Source organism: Nonomuraea turkmeniaca (assembly GCF_005889735.1).
Taxonomy (GTDB): domain Bacteria; phylum Actinomycetota; class Actinomycetes; order Streptosporangiales; family Streptosporangiaceae; genus Nonomuraea; species Nonomuraea turkmeniaca.
This window is the reverse complement of sequence record NZ_VCKY01000003.1, coordinates 23,060-40,225: the sequence shown is the minus strand read 5'-3', so window position 1 is coordinate 40,225 and position 17,166 is coordinate 23,060. Positions and strand designations below refer to the sequence as shown.

Sequence of the window (17,166 nt, the reverse complement as noted above, 5' to 3'; positions counted from 1 at the left end):
TCAGTCTCCTTGCTTGTGCGTGGCCCAGTACTCGTCGGCGGCCGCCTGGATGTCAGCGAGCACCTTCTCGTAGGTGTCGGGCTTGGCGACGAAGCCGCTGAAGCCGTCGAGCGCGGCGGTGAGCACGGGCGGCGGCGTGGCCTCGAAATATCGGTTGACCAGGCGGTATTCTCCGCTGCCCGCCGCCTTGCCGACCTCCGCGATGGCTTGGTCGGCCATGGCGACCTTGGGGTTGGCCGAGACGTCTCCCCTGGCGGTGGCCCACTTCTCCTGCGCGCCGGCCCCCACCCACCACTTGAGGTACTTCATGCTGGCCTCGGGGTCGGGCGCCTTGGCCAGTGAGCAGAGCGGGCCGCTCTCGAAGATCATCGAGGTCTTGGGGAGCGCGGCGTTGACGTTCGGGATCACGAAGAAGCCGTAGTCGGCGCCCGCCTTCATGCCGCGCTGCGTCATGCTCGTGTTGAACCACGTCCCGAACGACACCATCGCCGCCTTGCCGGTCTTGAGCACGTCGCCCGGGTCCGTCTTGTCGCCGGGGTTGTTGAAGTAGCCGGCGTCGATCATCGACTTCCAGCGTTTCATCACCTCGACCACGCCGGGGTCGGTGTATTTGGCCTGGCCGGTGGAGAGGCGGTCGTACAGGTCGGGGTCGGTGCCGGCGAGGAGCTGCTCGAACCAGACGAAGGAGAACAGCACGGAGGTGTGGTAGAAGGCGGGGACACCCTTCTTCTTCAGTGTGTCGGCGATCCCGATCAGCTCGTCCCACGTCGCAGGCGGCTTCAGCCCGTGCTCGTCGAAGAGCTTCTTGTTGTAGAACATGCCCCAGTAGGCCGCGTTGAGCGGCACACAATACTGCTTGCCGCCAATGGTGTAGTAGGGGGCCAGGTCGGCGGACAGGTCGCCGTTCTTGATGGCCTCCTGCCAGATCGCGGTCGTCTCCGCCACCTGCTTCTGGGCGACGATCTCCGCCAGCCGCCCGCCCGTCGTCCAGGTGAACAGGTCGGGTTTCACATCGGTGCGGAAGGACGCCTTGATGAACGCCTGGTACGTCGGCTCGTCGGTGTAGCCGACCGACTTCATCGACAGGCCGATCTGCTGTTTGGACAGGACGCCCATCTCGTCGAAGTACTTGCTCCAGGCCCCCTTGTCGTTGTAGAGCTTCAGCTCGGTCTTGGCGGGCTGCTGCGCGGCGCTGTCGCCGCCGGAGCCGCAGCCGGCGAGTAAGAGGGAGGTGACGGCGGCGATGAGCAGTGGACGCGACCGGATCATGCCCGGCCCTCCTGTTTCACTTGTGGTCCTGCTGGCGGTGAGATGAATGAACTCGGCCCCGAGGCGAGTCATCTAATCACTTGATATCTTGGGTGTCCATAGCCGCCGGGACCACAGCCCGCCGCGTGGCCTCCCGGTAATCCCGCGGCGCCATGCCGTATTTCTGCTGGAAGAGCCGCCCGAAGTACGACTGCCCGGAGAACCCGCACCGCTGCGCGATCCTGCCGATGCCCTCGGTCGTCGTGGTCAGCAGCAGCGCGGCGTGCTCCAGCCGCCGCCTCGCCACGAACGCGACCGGCGTGCAGCCGTAGTGCGTACGCATCGAGCGGGCCAGATGCCCGGAGCTCACCGCGGCCAGCGCGAGCAGTCTGGGCAGCCCCTCGCGCAGGTTCTCCTCGCTGCTCATCGCGACGCAGGCCGACACCAGCCAGCCGGGCCGCCGGTCCACGGCCGTGCCGTCGGCGCGCTCCAGCATCGGCACGACCGCCGTCCAGAGCCGCACCAGGTCGAGCACGCGAGGCACGCCGGAACCGGCCCCCAGCACGCGGGCGAACTCGGCCGCGACCGGCCCGTCCAGGTCGGCACGGGCCGCCGGCGGCAGCTCGCGCCGGTCCCAGTCCACGGTGCCGGCCAGCCCGGCGAGGTCGGCGAAGGCCCGCCAGCGCTCGCTCGGGAAGGCGATGTTGACGAACCGCATGCCTCTGGCGGTCGTGGCCGCGAACTCATGCCGGTCGTGCGGCCGTACCAGCACCACGTCACCGGCCCGCAGCGGCATCTCGGTGTCGCCCACCCTCTGCGTGCCCTCCCCCGCCGTGACGAACACCAGCTCGTGGAAGTCGGCGTGGGTGTGCGGCTCGGGCCGGTCGCGGCGGCTGCCGCTCACCGGCACCAGGGCCGCGTGGTACGGCAACCCGGCCGCGAACTCGACCCACCGCAGGATGGTCGGCATGTCAGAAAATTAATAGTTATGGAGTGGCGAGTACTAGTAACTCGGGGCACGGAGACCGAAGAATCCGGATCGACGCCCTTCCCCCGCCGCCCCCGCAGAGGAGCACATGGTGATCACGGAAGTCGACCGGACCCTCCAGGACTACGACCGAGACGGCTACACGATCTTCCGGAACGTCATCGGCCGCGACCTGATCGCCGAGGCGAGCGAGCACGTCGCCTGGCTCCAGGCCAAGCATCCGGACCGGCTCGGGGAGGACCTGGCCACCGAACTGGTCGCCGGGGACCCGTTCTGGGTGCGGCTGGTGAGCGACGAACGGCTGCTGGACATCGCCGAGTTGTTCGTCGGGCCGGACATCGCGCTGTTCGCCTCGCACTACATCAGCAAGCCGCCGTTCTCCGGCATGCCGGTCCTGTGGCATCAGGACGGGGCGTACTGGCCGCTGGAGCCGATGCGGGTCGTCACGCTGTGGCTGGCGGTGGACGAGTCCAGGCCGGAGAACGGCTGCGTGCGGGTGATCCCCGGTTCGCACCAGGAGGACCTGCACGCGCTGCGGCAGCGCGACGACATCGACAACGTGCTCGGCTCGGAGAGCGCGGTGACGGTGGACGAGTCGAAGGCGGTGGACCTGGTGCTCTCGCCCGGCGACGTCGAGGTGCACCACCCGAACATCCTGCACGCCTCCAACGCCAACACCTCGCCCCGGCGCCGCTGCGGCCTGACGATCAGGTACATCCCGACGTCGACCCGGATCACCAGCGAGCAGCAGCCGTTCGTGTCGGCGCTGCTGCTGCGCGGCGCCCCGGGCGTGAACGTCTACCAGCCGTTCCCGAGGTACGTCGACGGCGAGCACATGCGGTTCGCCGACGCCGAGAAGTGGACCTGACCCGGCCAGGGCCGGTCAGGAGCGCCGCATCCACTGATGCCGAGGATGTTCCATTCCCAGTCAATCCCCAGAATTGGCCAGTACTCTCAGCCACCATGAAGTGGGAGTACCAGACGTGAAGATCCGGTACATGCTGCTGCACGCCTACGGCATGGGCGGCACCATCCGCACGGTGGTCAATCAGGCCGGTGCGATGGCCGAAGCCGGTCACGACGTCGAGATCGTCAGCTTGGTGCGGCGCCGCACCAAGCCCCAGTTCGCCATCGACCCGCGGGTGCGCCTGTCGGCGCTGGTGGACCAGCGCGACGGGGTCGCGGCCGACTCGCTGGCGCGCAAGGTGTGGCGGCGAGCCCGCGGCAAGATCGTCCCGTACGGGGAGTTCGCCGCCGAATACTTCACGGAACGGGTGGAGGCCGCGGCCATGGACTACGTGTCCGAGCTGCGTGACGGCATCCTGGTCACCACCCGCCCGGCGTTGAACCTCATCTCCGCCCGCCGCGCGTCCGGCAAGGTCATCCGGGTGGCGCAGGAGCACATGAACCTGGCCGCCTACCATCCGGCCGTCCGCGAGCAGATCGCCCGCCACTACGGCGCCTTCGACGCGATCGCGGTGCTGACCGAGACCAGCCGGGCCGAGTACCGGGCGCTGCTGAACCGCACGCCGATCGTGCGCATCCCGAACGCCGTGCACATGGAGCACCGCAAGCACTCCGACCACGACAACCCCATCGTGATCGCGGTCGGCCGGCTCGTGCCGCAGAAGGGCTTCGACATGCTCATCCCGGCGTTCGCGGAGGTCGCGGACGCCTACCCGGAGTGGACGGTGCGGATCTTCGGCACGGGGCCGTCGCAGCAGCGCCTGCAGGAGCGGATCGACGAGCACGGGATGGGCGGGCGGATCCGGCTCATGGGCCGCACCGACCGCATTCACGAGGAGCTGGCCAAAGCCTCGATCTACGCCCTCAGCTCGCGGATCGAGGGGCTGCCGATGGCGATGATCGAGGCGATGGGCCATGCCCTGCCGATCGTCGCCTTCGACTGCCCGACGGGGCCCGCGGACGTGCTGACGCCCGGCCAGGACGGGGTGCTGGTGCCGCCCCGCGACGTCGAGAAGCTGGGCGAGGCCCTCGCCCGGCTGATGGGCGACCGCGAGCTGCGTGCGCGCCTGGGGGCGGCCGCGGCGGAGACGGCGCACGCCTACACGCCGAACGTCGTGATGCCGCTGTGGGAGGAGCTGTTCACCGCGCTGGCCGGCGGCCGGCCGATCCCCGCGAGCCTCACCGGAAGTCCGTGAGGATCGGCGCCAGAGCCTTCGGCTCGCCGGCACGTCCGCGCCCGGCACCGCCAAGACCCGTGCGATCCATGCGCTCCCAGCCGCCTGCCTGAGAGCCGCCACCACCTTCTCGAAGTCGTCAAATCCCGGACTCGGGCAGTATGGCGCGGGCCGAACAGGAAAGGGGCGTGTAGAGGAGACCTGCGGGCAGCAAGGAGACGTGATGGTTTCGTCACAGAGTGTGTTCCGTCGCAAACCGGTCGAGCAGATCGCGGAGGAGCACGAGGGCGAGCTGTCCCGGACGCTCGGGTTGTGGCAGCTCACCGCGATCGGCATCGGCGGCATCATCGGCGCGGGCATCTTCGCCCTGGCCGGAGCGGTGGCCAACCAGACGGCGGGGCCGGCCGTGCTCGTGTCGTTCCTGCTGGCCGGGGTGGCCAGCGCGGCGGCGGCCTTCTCGTACGCCGAGTTCGCCGGCATGATCCCGAAGGCGGGGTCCGCCTACACCTACGGCTACGCGGTGCTCGGCGAGCTCGTGGGCTGGTTCATCGGCTGGGACCTGCTGCTGGAGTACACGGCCATCGTCGCCGTCGTCGGCATCGGCATATCCGGATATTTCGGCTTCCTGGTGCAGCAGCTGGGGATCACCCTCCCGTCCTGGATGCTCGGCGCGCCGGGCACCGGTGACGGGCACGTGGTGGACCTGTTCGCGGTGGTGTTGTGCCTGCTGATCGCCTACCTGCTCAACCTGGGCATCCGGGCGGCCGCCAGGTTCGAGACGTCCGTGGTCGCCATCAAGGTGGCCGTCGTGCTGCTGGTGATCGTGGTCGGGTTCTTCTACATCACCCCGGCCAACTACACGCCGTTCTTCCCCTTCGGGATCAGCGGGGCCATCACCGGCGCGGCCACCGTGTTCTTCGCCGTCTTCGGCTATGACGCGATGAGCACCGCCGCCGAGGAGTCCAAGGACGCCCGGCGGCACATGCCCAAGGCCATCGTCTACTCCCTGGCCATCTCCATGGTCCTGTACGTGCTCGCCACACTCGTGCTCACCGGCATGCAGAACTACCGGGAGATCGACCCGGAGAGCGGGTTCTCCTCAGCGTTCGCCTCCGTCGGGCTGTCCGGGCTGGCCAGTGTGATCGCCGCGGGCGCCATCATCGGCATCCTGACCGTCATGTTCACGTTCATGCTGGGCGTCACCCGGGTGTGGTTCGCCATGAGCAGGGACGGGCTCCTGCCCCAGTGGTTCGCCCGCCTGCACCCGGTGCGGCGCGTGCCCACGCGCGTCACCTGGATCGTGGGCATCGCCTCCGCGCTGATCGCGGGGTTCCTGCCCATCCGGGAGGCGGCCGAGCTGACCAACATCGGCATCCTGCTGGCCTTCGTGGTGGTGTGCGCGGCCGTCATCGTGCTCCGCTACCGCCGCCCCGACCTGCACCGGGAGTTCCGGACGCCCGGCATGCCGGTGGTGCCGGCCATCGGCGTGCTGTTCTCCCTCTGGCTGATCACCTTCCTGGACCCGACGACCTGGCTGCGCTTCGCCATCTGGTTCGCGCTCGGGCTGATCATCTACTTCGCGTACAGCCGCCGGCATTCCGCGCTCAACACCTGACCTCGGCCAGGGTTTTACCAAGGATCGAAAATCACATAAGGGTCCGGACATAACCTGAGGTTGTGGGGGCTCGGCACAAGGGGCATGGTGACCCGGGCGCCTGAGTCGTTGGAGCAATCATGACCATGGCCGCGCCGAACGTCTCGAGCTGTCTGCCGTCGGAGCTCAACACCTTCGTGGGCCGCCGGCACGAAATAGCCGAGGTCAAGCGGCTGCTGTCCGAGGCAAGGCTGGTGACGCTGGTCGGCGTGGGCGGCGTCGGCAAGTCCCGGCTCGCGCTGCGCGTCGGGTCCGACCTGCGGCGTTCCTTCCACGCGGGTGTGTGGCTGGTCGAGCTCGCCGCGCTGGAGAGCCCCGAGCTGCTCGTCTCCTCCGTCCTGGAGACCCTGGGGATCCAGGACCGTTCCGTACGATCCCCGATCGAGGTGCTCATCGAACACCTGCGTGACAAGGACATGCTGGTGCTCCTGGACAACTGCGAGCACCTGCTGGACGAGTGCGCGGCCATGGTGGAGACCCTGATGCGCTCCGCCCCCGGCCTGCGGATCCTGGCCACCAGCCGGCAGGCGCTCGGCGTCGAGGGCGAGCGGTCGATGCCGGTGCCGCCGATGTCGGTGCCCGACGCCGACGGGATGGCGCCGTCGGCCGAGGCGATGGGGCGTTCCGACGCGGTGCGGCTGTTCATCGAGCGGGCGAAGGCCGTACTGCCCGGCTTCGAGATCACCGACGCCAACAGGGACAGCGTGGCGTGGATCTGCCGGCGGCTGGACGGCATGCCGCTGGCGATCGAGCTGGCCGCCGTGCGGCTGCGGGCGATCTCCGTACAGCAGCTGCTGGCCCGGCTGGACGACCGCTTCCGGCTGCTCACGACGGGGTCGCGGACCGCGATGCCGCGCCAGCAGACGCTGCGGGCGCTGATCGACTGGAGCTACACCCTCTGCACCGATCAGGAGCGGCTGCTCTGGAGCCGGCTCTCGGTGTTCTCCGGTGGCCTGGACCTGGAGGCGGCCGAGCACGTCTGCGCCGGGCCCGGCATCGACCCCGAAGAGATCATCGACCTGGTGAACGGCCTGGTGGACAAGTCCGTGCTGGCCCGCGAGGAGCAGCAGACCGGCGTGCGGTACCGGCTGCTGGAGACGATCCGCCAGTACGGCCGCGAGCGGTTGCGGGAGTCGGGCGAGGAGGCGGAGCTGAAGGCCCGCCACCGCGACTGGTACGGGGCCCTCGCCGCCCGCGCGCAGCAGGCGTGGTTCGGACCGGACCAGGTGGACTGTTTCGCCCGGCTGCGCGCCGAGCACGGCAACCTCCGCACGGCCCTGGACTACTGCCTCACCACGCCAGGCGAGGCGGAGACCGGCCAGGTCATCGCCACGGCGCTGCGGTTCTACTGGATCGCGGCCGGCGCACTGCGCGAGGGACGCAGCTGGCTCGATCGCCTGCTGGCGGCCGAGCCCGCGCCCACCCTCACACGCGCCAGAGCCCTGCTGGTCAACGCCAGGCTCGCGGTCCTGCAGAGCGACTTCGAGGTGGGGGCGGCGATGCTGCGGGAATCGCAGGATCTGGGCCGCCGGCACGCGGACGCGGTGGTCCTCGCCGGCGCCGACTACGTCTGCGGCCTGGCCGCCCTGATCCAGCAAGACCCGGCCGAGGCCGTGGCCCTGCTCAGCGAGGCGGTCGAGAACCACCGCGCCGCGGGCGACCAGATGGGCGTCGTCAACGCGCTGATGTACCTCGCCACCGCGCACTCGCTGCTGGGCCACGCCGAGCAGGCCGCGAGCCTGTACAAGGAGTGCCTGACGATCTGCGAGGCCCAGCTCGAGCACTGGTTCAGGTCGTACACGCTGTGGATGTTCGGGATCGAGACGTGGAAGCAGGGCGACACGGCGCGGGCCGTCGAGATGGAGCGCGAGGCCATCCGGCTCAAGCAACCCTTCGACGACCGCCTCGGCATCGCCCTGTGCATGGAGGCGCTGGCCTGGATGGCCGCCGCCGACGGGACCGAGCGGGCCGCGGTGCTGCTCGGAGCCTCGCAGGAGAGCTGGCGCTCGTTCGGCGGGCCGCTGTTCGGTTACCTCGCCGGCTACCACGACACCGCCGAGACGGTGGCGCGCGATCACCTTGGCGCGCAGGCCTTCGACGCGGCCTTCCACAAGGGCACCGAGATGAACCCCGCCGAGGCGCTCGCGTACGCCATGGGCCGCGGCGCGCCGCGTGCCAAACAGTCGCGCGACACCTCACCGCTGACCAGGCGCGAGCGGGAGATCGCCGCGCTCGTCGCGCAGGGCATGAGCAACAAGGAGATCGCGGCCTCCCTGGTGATCGCGCAGCGTACCGCCGAGGCGCACGTGGAGCACATCCTGTGCAAGCTCGGGTTCACCTCGCGGACCCAGATCGCCGCCTGGGTCGGCGAGCAGCAGGGGGACTCGTCATGACCACTGCCCAGCCGTCGGATAGATCCGCCTTCGTCGGACGCAGGCGTGAGCTTTCCGAATGCAGGCGCATGCTCAGCACCGGCCGGCTGCTCACCCTGACCGGCCCGGGCGGTGTCGGCAAGACCCGGCTGGCGCTCAGGCTCGCCGAGACCGTGCGGGACAGGTTCCGTGACGGTGTGGAGGTCGTCGAGCTGGCCGCGCTGGAGACCGGCGACCTGCTGGAGCCGACGGTCGCCGCGACGCTGGGGCTGCGCGACGCGGGCCCCGACACCGCGACGGTGCTGGTGGACTACCTGTCGAGCCGGCGGATGTTGCTGGTGCTGGACAACTGCGAGCATGTGCACGAGGTCTGCGCCCGCCTCGTGGACCGGCTGCTGCGGGCCGCTCCCCGGCTGCGGATCCTGGTGACCAGCAGGCGGACCCTGGGCGTGTACGGCGAGCAGGTCCTGGCCGTGCCCACGCTGCCGGTGCCCGAGCCGGGGCACGGCCTGCGGGAGACCGCCCGCCACGACGCCGTCCGCCTGTTCGTGGAGCGTGCGGCGAGGATCCTGCCCGGCTTCTCGTTGCACGCGGGGAACAAGGCGTGCGTGGCGCGGCTGGCCCGGCGGCTGGAGGGCATCCCCCTGGCGATCGAGCTGGCCGCGGCCCGCCTGCGCACGTCGTCGCTCGAGGACCTGGCCCGCGAGCTCGACGAGCGGCTGGACGTGCTGGCGGCCGACGCCCCGGCCGTGCTGCCGCGCCATCGCACGCTGCGCGCCACCATGGACTGGAGCTTCGGCCTGTGCTCGGCCGGCGAGCGGCGGTTGTGGTCGCGGCTGTCGATGTTCCCCGGCGGGGTCGATCTGCACACCGCCGAGTCGGTGTGCGCCGGCGACGGCATCGACGACATGGAGGTGCTCGACCTGCTGGCCGGGTTGGTGGACAAGTCGGTCGTGGCCGGCGAGCTGCGGGAGGGCGGGCTCAGGTACCGCATGCTGGAGAGTCTGCGCGCGTACGGGAACGAGCGGCTGCCCTCCCCCGACCGGCGGCTCCTGCGCGCCAGGTACGTCCGGCACTATCGGGACCTGGCGGAGCGGCACCGGCTCGACCGGCTGGTTCCCGACCAGCTCGAACGCTATCGGCTGCTGCATGGGGAGCTGCCCAACGTCCGGGCGGCGCTCGACGCGTGCATGGGCGAGCCCGCGCTCGCACCCCTGGGGCTGGGCACCGCATCGGCCATGTGGTGCTACTGGCTGCTGGCCGGCTCGCTCACCGAGGGCCGCTACTGGCTGGAACGCGGCCTGCGGGTGGTGCCGGACGACACCGGCGCGCGGGGCCATGCCTTGTGGGCGTACGGCCTGCTCGCGCTGCGCCAGGGCGACGTGGCGGCGGCCGCGCCGCGGCTCGGGGAATGCCACGTCCTCGCATGTCAAGCCGGGAACGAGCGAATCCTGCCGCGCGCGCTCATGGCCGAGGGCGTGGCCGCGTTCTCCACCGGCGACCGCGGCCACGGACTCGAGTTGCTGCGCGAGTCCCTGGAGCTCCACCGGGCCATGGACGACGTGGACGGCGTGCTGTACAGCCTGTACTTCGGCGCCGCGTACGGCTCGAGCGAGGACCCCCGCCAGGCCGCCGAGTTCGCCGAGGAGCTGCTGGACCTGTGCGAGCGGCACCACGCGCTGGTCTCCCGCGCCTACGCCCAGATGTCGCTCGGCGTCGCGCGGTGGAACCTGGGCGACTGCTCGCGGGCGGAGGCGCTGGTGACGGCGGCCATCGAGTTCGCCGGTGAGATCGGCGACAAGTGGTGCCTCACCCAATGCCTGGAGGTGCTGGCGTGGGTGGCGTGCGTGCACGGGGATCACGAGCGGTCGGCGGAGCTGCTGGGCGCGGCACATGTGATGTGGCGGGCCGTGGGCGCCGCGCCGGAGCGGCTGAGCTACCACGCGGGCTGGCACGAGAACTGCGCGGAGCAGACCCGCCGGGCGCTGGGCGGGCGGGCGTTCGCGGAGGCCTTCCGCGCCGGGGAGCGGCTCGGCCTGGACCGGGCCGTCGCCTACGCGACCGGCCGCCGCTGAGGCTGCCTCCATGATCCACGCGACCGGCCGCGGCCGAGGCTCCCGGCGATCGCGCGGCCGGACCGCTGCGGGGGCGATCACAAGGGTCCGGGTCTCGTACGATGATGGGGTGCGCGGCCTTCTCCGCTCCTTATGGAACGAGCCACGTCCCCCCGACGCCCCACGGCGCGTGTGGCGGGACTGGGCGCTCGTGGGGGTGCTCGTGCCGGTCGCGGTGCTCGAAGGAATCCTGCGGCCGGACCTTCCGTGGCGGGCCGTCTCGGTCGTCGTCACCGCCGGGCTGGTGTTCACCTTGTTGTGGCGGCGCACCAGGCCGCTGCTCATGGTCCTGATCGTCTTCGCCGTCACGAGCCTGGCGCCGTTGTTCGCGGGCGGCGCCACCGTCGAGACGTACACGCTGGCCTACGTGCTGGTGGTGCTGTACGCGTTGTTCCGCTGGGGGTCGGGGCGCGAGGTTGCGATCGGGTTCGCGACCATGGTGGCGTCGGTCTCCCTCTCGGTCGCCGCCGGCCGCATCGGATCCGCCGACGTGGTGGGCGCGTTCGCCGTGATGTTCTCGGCCTTCGCGCTGGGCATGGCCGCCCGGTTCCGGGCGCGGGCCAGGATGCGCGAGTTCGACCAGGTCAAGCTGCTCGAACGCGAGCAGCTGGCCCGCGACCTGCACGACACGGTCGCCCATCACGTCTCGGCCATGGCCATCCGCGCGCAGGCGGGCCTGGCGACGTCGGCGGCGGACCCGGGCGCCGCGGCCGACGCGCTGCGGGTGATCGAGGCCGAGGCGTCGCGCACGCTGGCCGAGATGCGGGCCATGGTCCGCGTCCTGCGCAGGAACGAGCCCGCGGAGCTGGCGCCGGGCAAGCACATCGCCGATCTCGAGCAGCTGGCCGGCCAGGCCCGTGTCGGCCCGTCCGTCGACGTGGAGCTCCGCGGCGACCTCGACGGCCTTCCGCCGTCGGTCGGGGCCGCGATCTACCGCATCGCCCAGGAGTCGGTCACCAACGCCAGGCGGCACGCCAGGCACGCCACGCGCATCGAGGTGAGCGTGGCCGCGGACGACACGTCGGTGCGCCTGCGCGTGAGCGACGACGGCGACAGCAGCGCCTCCCGGACGATCTCGTCGGCGGGATACGGGCTCATCGGCATGATCGAACGCGCCGGCCTGCTCGGCGGCACCTGCGAGGCGGGCCCGAACCCGGGCCGGGGCTGGACCGTGACGGCCGTGCTGCCGCGCGCTGGGGCGGTGACATGAGCATGCGGGACAAGAGCATCGGCGACAAGAGCATCGGCGACAACAACATCCGCGACAACAACATCCGCGACAACAACATCCGCGACAACAACATCCGCGACAAGAACATCACGGTGGTCGTCGCCGACGACCAGGAGATCGCCCGCACCGGCCTCAGGATGATCCTGGACGCGCAGCCCGACATCGAGGTCGTCGGCGAGGCCGGCGACGGGCGGCGGGCCGTCGAGCTCGCCCGGCGGCTGCGCCCCGACGTGTGCCTGTTCGACATCCGCATGCCGCGCCTGGACGGCATCGAGGCCACCCGCCTGCTGGCCGGCCCGGACGTCGGCGACCCGCTCGCGGTCGTCGTCATCACCACGTTCGACCTCGACGAGTACGTCTACGCCGCGCTGCGTGCGGGCGCCAGGGGCTTCCTGCTCAAGGACGCGGGCCCGGAGCTGCTCGGCCAGGCCATCCGGGCGGCCGCGGGCGGCGACGCGCTCATCGCGCCCAGCATCACGGCGCGGCTGCTCGGCGCGTTCGCCGGCGTCGGTCCTGCCGCGCCGCCCGCGCAGCCCATCGAGGCGCTCACGGACCGGGAGGAGCAGATCCTGCTCACCGTGGCACGCGGGCGGACCAACAGCGAGATAGCCGCCGAGCTGCACATCTCGCTCAGCACGGTCAAGAGCCACATCGCCAGCCTCATGACGAAGCTGGCGGTGCGTAACCGCGTCGAGATCGCGATGTGGGCGTACGAGACCAAGCGCGTCAAGCGCTGACCCTGGCCCGCCGCCTGCGGATGACCCATTCGGCGACGGCCAGGTTGATCGCCCAGCCGGCGCCCAAGACCAGCGCGCGGGTGACCTCGTCCTGCGCGCCGTCGTGCACGGCGAGCCAGGCGGCTTGGGTGAACGCCTGCGTGCCCGCGCCCATGCCGAGCGCGTAGGCCCGGGTCATCCAGGCGCGGTGCCGGGCGATGTCGCGCCGCAGGATCGAGCGCAGGCCGAGCACGAGCGAGACCGCCATGGCCGTGCCGACCACGAGCCGGAAGGCCGCCAGCAGGTCGCCGTCGCCGGGCGGCCGGTCCAGGAACAGGGTCATCCACAGGCCGGAGAGCGCCACGACGAGCCCGGCCGGGATCAGGATCCGCCCCGCGGGACGGTGCCAGCGCCGCCGGCGGCCGAACTGGAACGCCCCCAGGACGCTGTACAGCATGGCCGCGGCGATGTGCAGCACCACCGGCAGGGGCATGGCGGCGAAGCGCGCGTTCGCGGGCATGACGTCCGCGCCGCCGGTCAGCTCGGTCAGCCGGAGGGCGCCGGCGAGCACGGGAACGAAGCCGAGGGCGATGAGACCGGCGGGGATGAGCCATCCCGCCCTGGCGCCGGTGGACTGACGCCTTGGCCTGGCGCTGCTCTCGGGGCCTGTCCCGGTCCCGTTGGTCTCGAGCGTCATGCGTCGATCGTGGCCGCCGGGGCGGTCCCGGCTCATCGGCGGAAGGGCCCGTTCCTGGTCGGCCTATGAGCCATCGCAAGGTCGTACTTTCGGCTGTTGGCCGGCGGGCGGGCCTTGACCACACTGGCGTTCATCCACTCACGGAGGAGAACTGTGATGAAGGCTTACGTCCTACACTCGTACGGCCCGCCCGCCGCGCTCCAGCTCGTGGACGTCGACCGGCCCGAGCCCGGCCCCGGCGAGGTGCTGGTGCGGGTGCGCGCCACGTCCGTCCAGCCCTACGACTGGCATGGGATGCGCGGGGAGCCCTATGTCGCGCGCGTCATGCCCGGCGGCCTCGGGCTGCGCAAGCCGGCGATCCCCATCCTCGGCGCCGACGTGGCCGGGGAGGTCGCGGCGGTCGGGAAGGACGTCACCGAGTTCGCGCCCGGCGACGAGGTGTTCGCGATGTCCAAGCAGGGCGGGTTCGGGGAGTACGTCCGCGTCAGGGCGGAGGAACTGGTGCCGAAGCCGCGGAACCTGTCGTTCGAGCAGGCGGCGGCGGTGCCGATGGCGGCCAACACCGCCCTGCTGGCCGTCCGCGACCAGGGCAGGCTCCAGCCCGGACAGCGGGTCCTGGTCAACGGGGCATCGGGCGGCGTGGGGACGTTCGCCGTGCAGCTCGCCAAGGCGTTCGGCGGGCACGTCACCGGCGTCTGCAGCTCCAGGAACGTGGACCTGGTCCGCTCGCTCGGCACCGACGAGGTCGTCGACTACACCAAGGAGGACTTCACCCGGCTCGGCCGCCGCTTCGACCTCGTGGTGGACAACGCGGGCAGCCGGCGCGCGTCCGACTACCGGCGGATCCTCAAGCCCAGGGGCGTCCACGTTCTCGTCGGCGGGCCCGGCGGCCGCTGGTTCAAGCCGGCCGGGCGGATGTTCGCGACGCTGGCGGCCGGTCCGTTCCTGCCTCACAAGGTGGCCCGGGCGGACGTGGTCGCGTGCACGGCGGAGGAGAACAGGCGCAACCTGGTCACGCTGACCGAGCTCATCGAGGACGGCCAGGTCAGCCCGGTCATCGACCGGCAGTACCCGTTCGAGGAGATCCCCGCGGCCGTCAGGTATCAGGAGGAGGGCCGGGCCCCGGGCAAGGTCGTCGTCACGGTGGCGGCGTAGATCGTCTGATTCTCACGATCACGCAGCGATAGGGCATGCTATGGATCTGTAAGCAGATGCCCGCGACGATTGTGATGAAGGTTCCTGACACATGCCGTTCCTGACCCAGCTTGCCGACGTCGCCCGCCGCACCGGCGGACCGGTGACCGAAGTGGCCGGATGGAAGACCCGCGGTCACGGACCGCAACCCGAGGTGCAGGGCATCGTCTGCCACCACACCGCCGGCCCGGCCGGCGGCGGCGACTACCCGTCGCTGGCGGTGGTGCGTGACGGCCGCCCAGGACTGGACGGGCCGCTGTCGCACTTCGGGATCGGCAGATCCGGCACGATCTACGTCATCGCCGCCGGACGGTGCTGGCACAACGCCCCCTCGACCTCGCCACGGCACGACAACTCCAGCTCGATCGGCATCGAGGCCGAGAACAACGGCGTCCAACCCTGGCCCGCGGCGCAGATCGCGGCGTACATCCGGCTGTGCGCGGAGTTGTGCCGCGAGTTCGGGCTGCCGGCCTCGCGGGTGAAGGCGCACCGCGAGGTCAACACCGCCAAGCCGGACCCCCACTCCCTCGACATGAACGACTTCCGGGCGTCCGTCGCCGCTGCCGTCAAGGGCGAACCGGACCCATCCTGGACGGAGAACCTCGTGAAGAACCTGCCGCAGATCCGCCTCGGTGACGACAACTTCGACGTCAAGACGGTGAGAGGCTGCCTGTTCGCCCGCGGCCACGTGCCGCCGGCCGCCTACGCCGGCGTCGCGGAGGGGCTGGAGGGCTGGTTGAAGTCGACTCGGTGCGACACCGGCCTGGTCGAGCTCGTCCGCGGCTTCCAGCGGGCCGAGGGCCTCGACGAAGACGGCTTCGTCGGGCCCAAGACCTGGCCGTCGCTGCTGCGCGTGTAGGCGGGTCAGCGGACGATCGTACGAGCGGCGACGAGCTCCCCCTCCTTGAAGCCCTCCACCCGGACGACCTCGGCGACGCCGATCCCCGGGACGGAGAACGTCACCGACTCCTGCGTCAGGTCCACCGACAACCGCGGCCGGCCGTCGAGGTAGACGTCGGCCCGGTCCACGAGCCGGCTTCGCAGGGTCAGCTCGCCGCTCGCCGCGGCGATCTCCGCGTCGAGGCGGCGAGCCGGCTGACCGGCCAGCAACTGTCCGGCCCGTTCGAGCAGATCTGTGTTGCCCTGGAGCACATCCCTGCGCGTCATGCGGTGGCGGTGGTCGGGCGCGATGCCGAGGTCCTCGACGGGGGTGCCCGCGAGGTCGTGCACGCGCAGGGTGCGCCGGATCGACACCCGCATGTTCGCCTGCCCCGGCAGCGGCCTGTACGGCGTGTCAGGGTTCGGCTCGGGCAGCTCCAGCAGCGTCTTGAGCAGCTCGTGCGTCCACACGTTGGCGCCGCCCGCGCCGGTGTTGTCGTCCACGCCGAGGACGGGGCCGATCCTGTGGTCCTGGAAGCCGGCGGCGAAGATGTCGGTCGCCGAGTAGCAGCGGGCGTCCGTGATCAGCACGACCGGGCCGTGGTACTGCTGGCCGATGGCGTTGGCGCCGTCGAGGGGCGTGATGGTGAAGCCGCCGGAGTAGACGGCGGCCGTCTCCAGCGCCTGCTCCATCGACCTGCACCACGGGGTGAGGTCGATCTGGCCGGTCGGGTTGTTCTTGTGCTGCGCGCAGATACGCAGGTTGAGCGGCGTCGCGATGAACTGCGTCGGCTCCGGGGAGATCGGGTGAGGGGTGAGCGTCTGCAGGAGGAACTCGCTGGCGAAGATGTGCCCGCCGCCGTTGCCGCGGACGTCCACGATGAGCCCGTTCTGCGGCAGAAGCCCGATGAGCCGGACGAACTCGAGTACGAACCCCTCGGGGTCGTTGACGTTGAACGTGAACACGCGGATGTGGCCGTAGGTGCCGGACGCGGTGTCCACGCTCCTGGCCCGGAACACGGCCGGCATGGACGTCGGGACGTCCGCTCCGGGCGCCGCGGGCTCGGTCGTGAGGTCCGCGACGTCGACGGACTCCCGCGCGGTGACCGCCTCGGGCACGTACAACATCTTGACGGCGCGGCCGATCTCGTCCGTGCCGAGGTCGAGTCCCTGGGCCATGGCGGCGGTGCTGAGCTCGTCCGCGTCCACGAAGGGCGGCACGTTCTCGGTGATGCGCCATTTCTCGCGCAGTTCCCTGGAGATCCCGTCGCCGTTGACGTAGGTGACGACCACCCAGTCCTCGTCCGGCGGCACGTGGATGCGCAGCGGCCGGAGGGTGAGCGACTGCAGGCCGCGCGAGTGCCGCGCCGCGGCGTTGCCGCCCGCGAAGCGTGTCGCGTTGACCGCCACCGCCCGCTCGATCGGCACGCCGTTCCAGTGCGTCACCTCCACGCCGGGGCCGAACCCCGGAGCGGAGAACCCCTCGACGACCCTGGTCACCACATAGTGCGGCGCGTCGCCCTCGAAGTACTCCTCGATCTGGTACGGCAGGTACGCGATCTTGCCGGAGAACGGCGCCGGCAGCAGGTAGTTGGTGTGCAGGTCGCGCACGGAGTGGAAGATCTCCGACAGTTCCTGGTGGAAGCGCCACTCCGGGTCCATGCTCTGCTCGGTCTGCCGGCTGAGCCGCAGGCCGAGCAGCCTGAGCCGCTGGACCGGGTGCACGGCGTGCATCGCGACCTTGAGCGGAAGGTGCACGTAGTTCTGCTCGATGAGCACGAGCGCCTGCTGGACCAGCACGCGCCGGTCCGCGAGCGTCAACGTGCCCGCCGTGCGCAGGAAGTCCCGCAGCTCCACCGCGTCGGCCAGTCGCTTGGCCATCGTCTCTGATGACTCCGTCATGCCTCTGCCCACCCCCAGGCTTCATGGCGC

General features: G+C 70.9%; 13 protein-coding genes. 9 read left to right on the top strand and 4 right to left on the bottom strand.

Features of this window, described 5'->3' with window-relative positions:
- Window positions 1-1,269, bottom strand: a complete 1,269-nt coding sequence (locus ETD86_RS01425; protein WP_138664229.1) for an ABC transporter substrate-binding protein — start codon at window positions 1,267-1,269, stop codon at window positions 1-3.
- Window positions 1,270-1,345: 76 nt separating this feature from the next.
- Entirely contained in the window at window positions 1,346-2,218 is an 873-nt protein-coding gene (locus tag ETD86_RS01420; protein ID WP_138664228.1) for an AraC family transcriptional regulator, read from the bottom strand.
- A gap of 106 nt (window positions 2,219-2,324) precedes the next feature.
- On the opposite strand from ETD86_RS01420, the gene ETD86_RS01415 reads away from it, so the two are divergent.
- The 7 genes from ETD86_RS01415 to ETD86_RS01385 all read left to right on the top strand — a co-directional run bounded on the left by ETD86_RS01415 (window position 2,325) and on the right by ETD86_RS01385 (window position 12,485).
- On the top strand, window positions 2,325-3,104 hold the full coding sequence (locus ETD86_RS01415) for a phytanoyl-CoA dioxygenase family protein (protein ID WP_138664227.1): 780 nt from the start codon (window positions 2,325-2,327) through the stop codon (window positions 3,102-3,104).
- Between the two features lie 115 nt (window positions 3,105-3,219).
- Complete coding sequence (locus tag ETD86_RS01410; protein ID WP_138664226.1) at window positions 3,220-4,398, top strand: glycosyltransferase family 4 protein; 1,179 nt, start codon at window positions 3,220-3,222, stop codon at window positions 4,396-4,398.
- Window positions 4,399-4,600: 202 nt separating this feature from the next.
- A complete protein-coding gene (locus tag ETD86_RS01405) occupies window positions 4,601-5,992 on the top strand; it encodes an amino acid permease (protein WP_138664225.1) in 1,392 nt (463 codons plus the stop codon).
- A gap of 119 nt (window positions 5,993-6,111) precedes the next feature.
- On the top strand, window positions 6,112-8,424 hold the full coding sequence (locus tag ETD86_RS01400; protein ID WP_138664224.1) for an ATP-binding protein: 2,313 nt from the start codon (window positions 6,112-6,114) through the stop codon (window positions 8,422-8,424).
- A 68-nt stretch (window positions 8,425-8,492) separates the two neighbouring features.
- Window positions 8,493-10,478 carry an ATP-binding protein gene (locus ETD86_RS01395; protein ID WP_138664223.1) on the top strand — a complete coding sequence of 662 codons (1,986 nt, stop codon included), beginning with the start codon at window positions 8,493-8,495 and terminating at the stop codon, window positions 10,476-10,478.
- Window positions 10,479-10,587: 109 nt separating this feature from the next.
- A complete protein-coding gene (locus ETD86_RS01390; RefSeq protein ID WP_138664222.1) occupies window positions 10,588-11,727 on the top strand; it encodes a sensor histidine kinase in 1,140 nt (379 codons plus the stop codon).
- Window positions 11,728-11,840: 113 nt separating this feature from the next.
- Window positions 11,841-12,485 (top strand): response regulator, encoded by a 645-nt coding sequence (locus tag ETD86_RS01385; protein WP_281286856.1) that lies wholly within the window; start codon window positions 11,841-11,843, stop codon window positions 12,483-12,485.
- Here ETD86_RS01385 and ETD86_RS01380 read toward each other — a convergent pair.
- The gene (locus ETD86_RS01380; RefSeq protein ID WP_246147490.1) at window positions 12,475-13,161 is read right to left on the bottom strand and encodes a DUF2306 domain-containing protein; all 687 of its coding nucleotides are present in this window, start codon (window positions 13,159-13,161) and stop codon (window positions 12,475-12,477) included. The genes ETD86_RS01385 and ETD86_RS01380 overlap by 11 nt on opposite strands.
- A 156-nt stretch (window positions 13,162-13,317) precedes the next feature.
- Between ETD86_RS01380 and ETD86_RS01375 the strand changes: the two genes are divergently transcribed.
- Entirely contained in the window at window positions 13,318-14,316 is a 999-nt protein-coding gene (locus ETD86_RS01375; RefSeq protein ID WP_138664220.1) for an NAD(P)-dependent alcohol dehydrogenase, read from the top strand.
- Between the two features lie 91 nt (window positions 14,317-14,407).
- Window positions 14,408-15,214 (top strand): peptidoglycan recognition protein family protein, encoded by an 807-nt coding sequence (locus ETD86_RS01370; protein ID WP_138664219.1) that lies wholly within the window; start codon window positions 14,408-14,410, stop codon window positions 15,212-15,214.
- A gap of 5 nt (window positions 15,215-15,219) precedes the next feature.
- On the opposite strand, the gene ETD86_RS01365 is transcribed toward ETD86_RS01370, so the two are convergent.
- Window positions 15,220-17,136, bottom strand: a complete 1,917-nt coding sequence (locus ETD86_RS01365) for a S41 family peptidase (protein WP_138664218.1) — start codon at window positions 17,134-17,136, stop codon at window positions 15,220-15,222.
- Window positions 17,137-17,166: the final 30 nt, after the last annotated feature.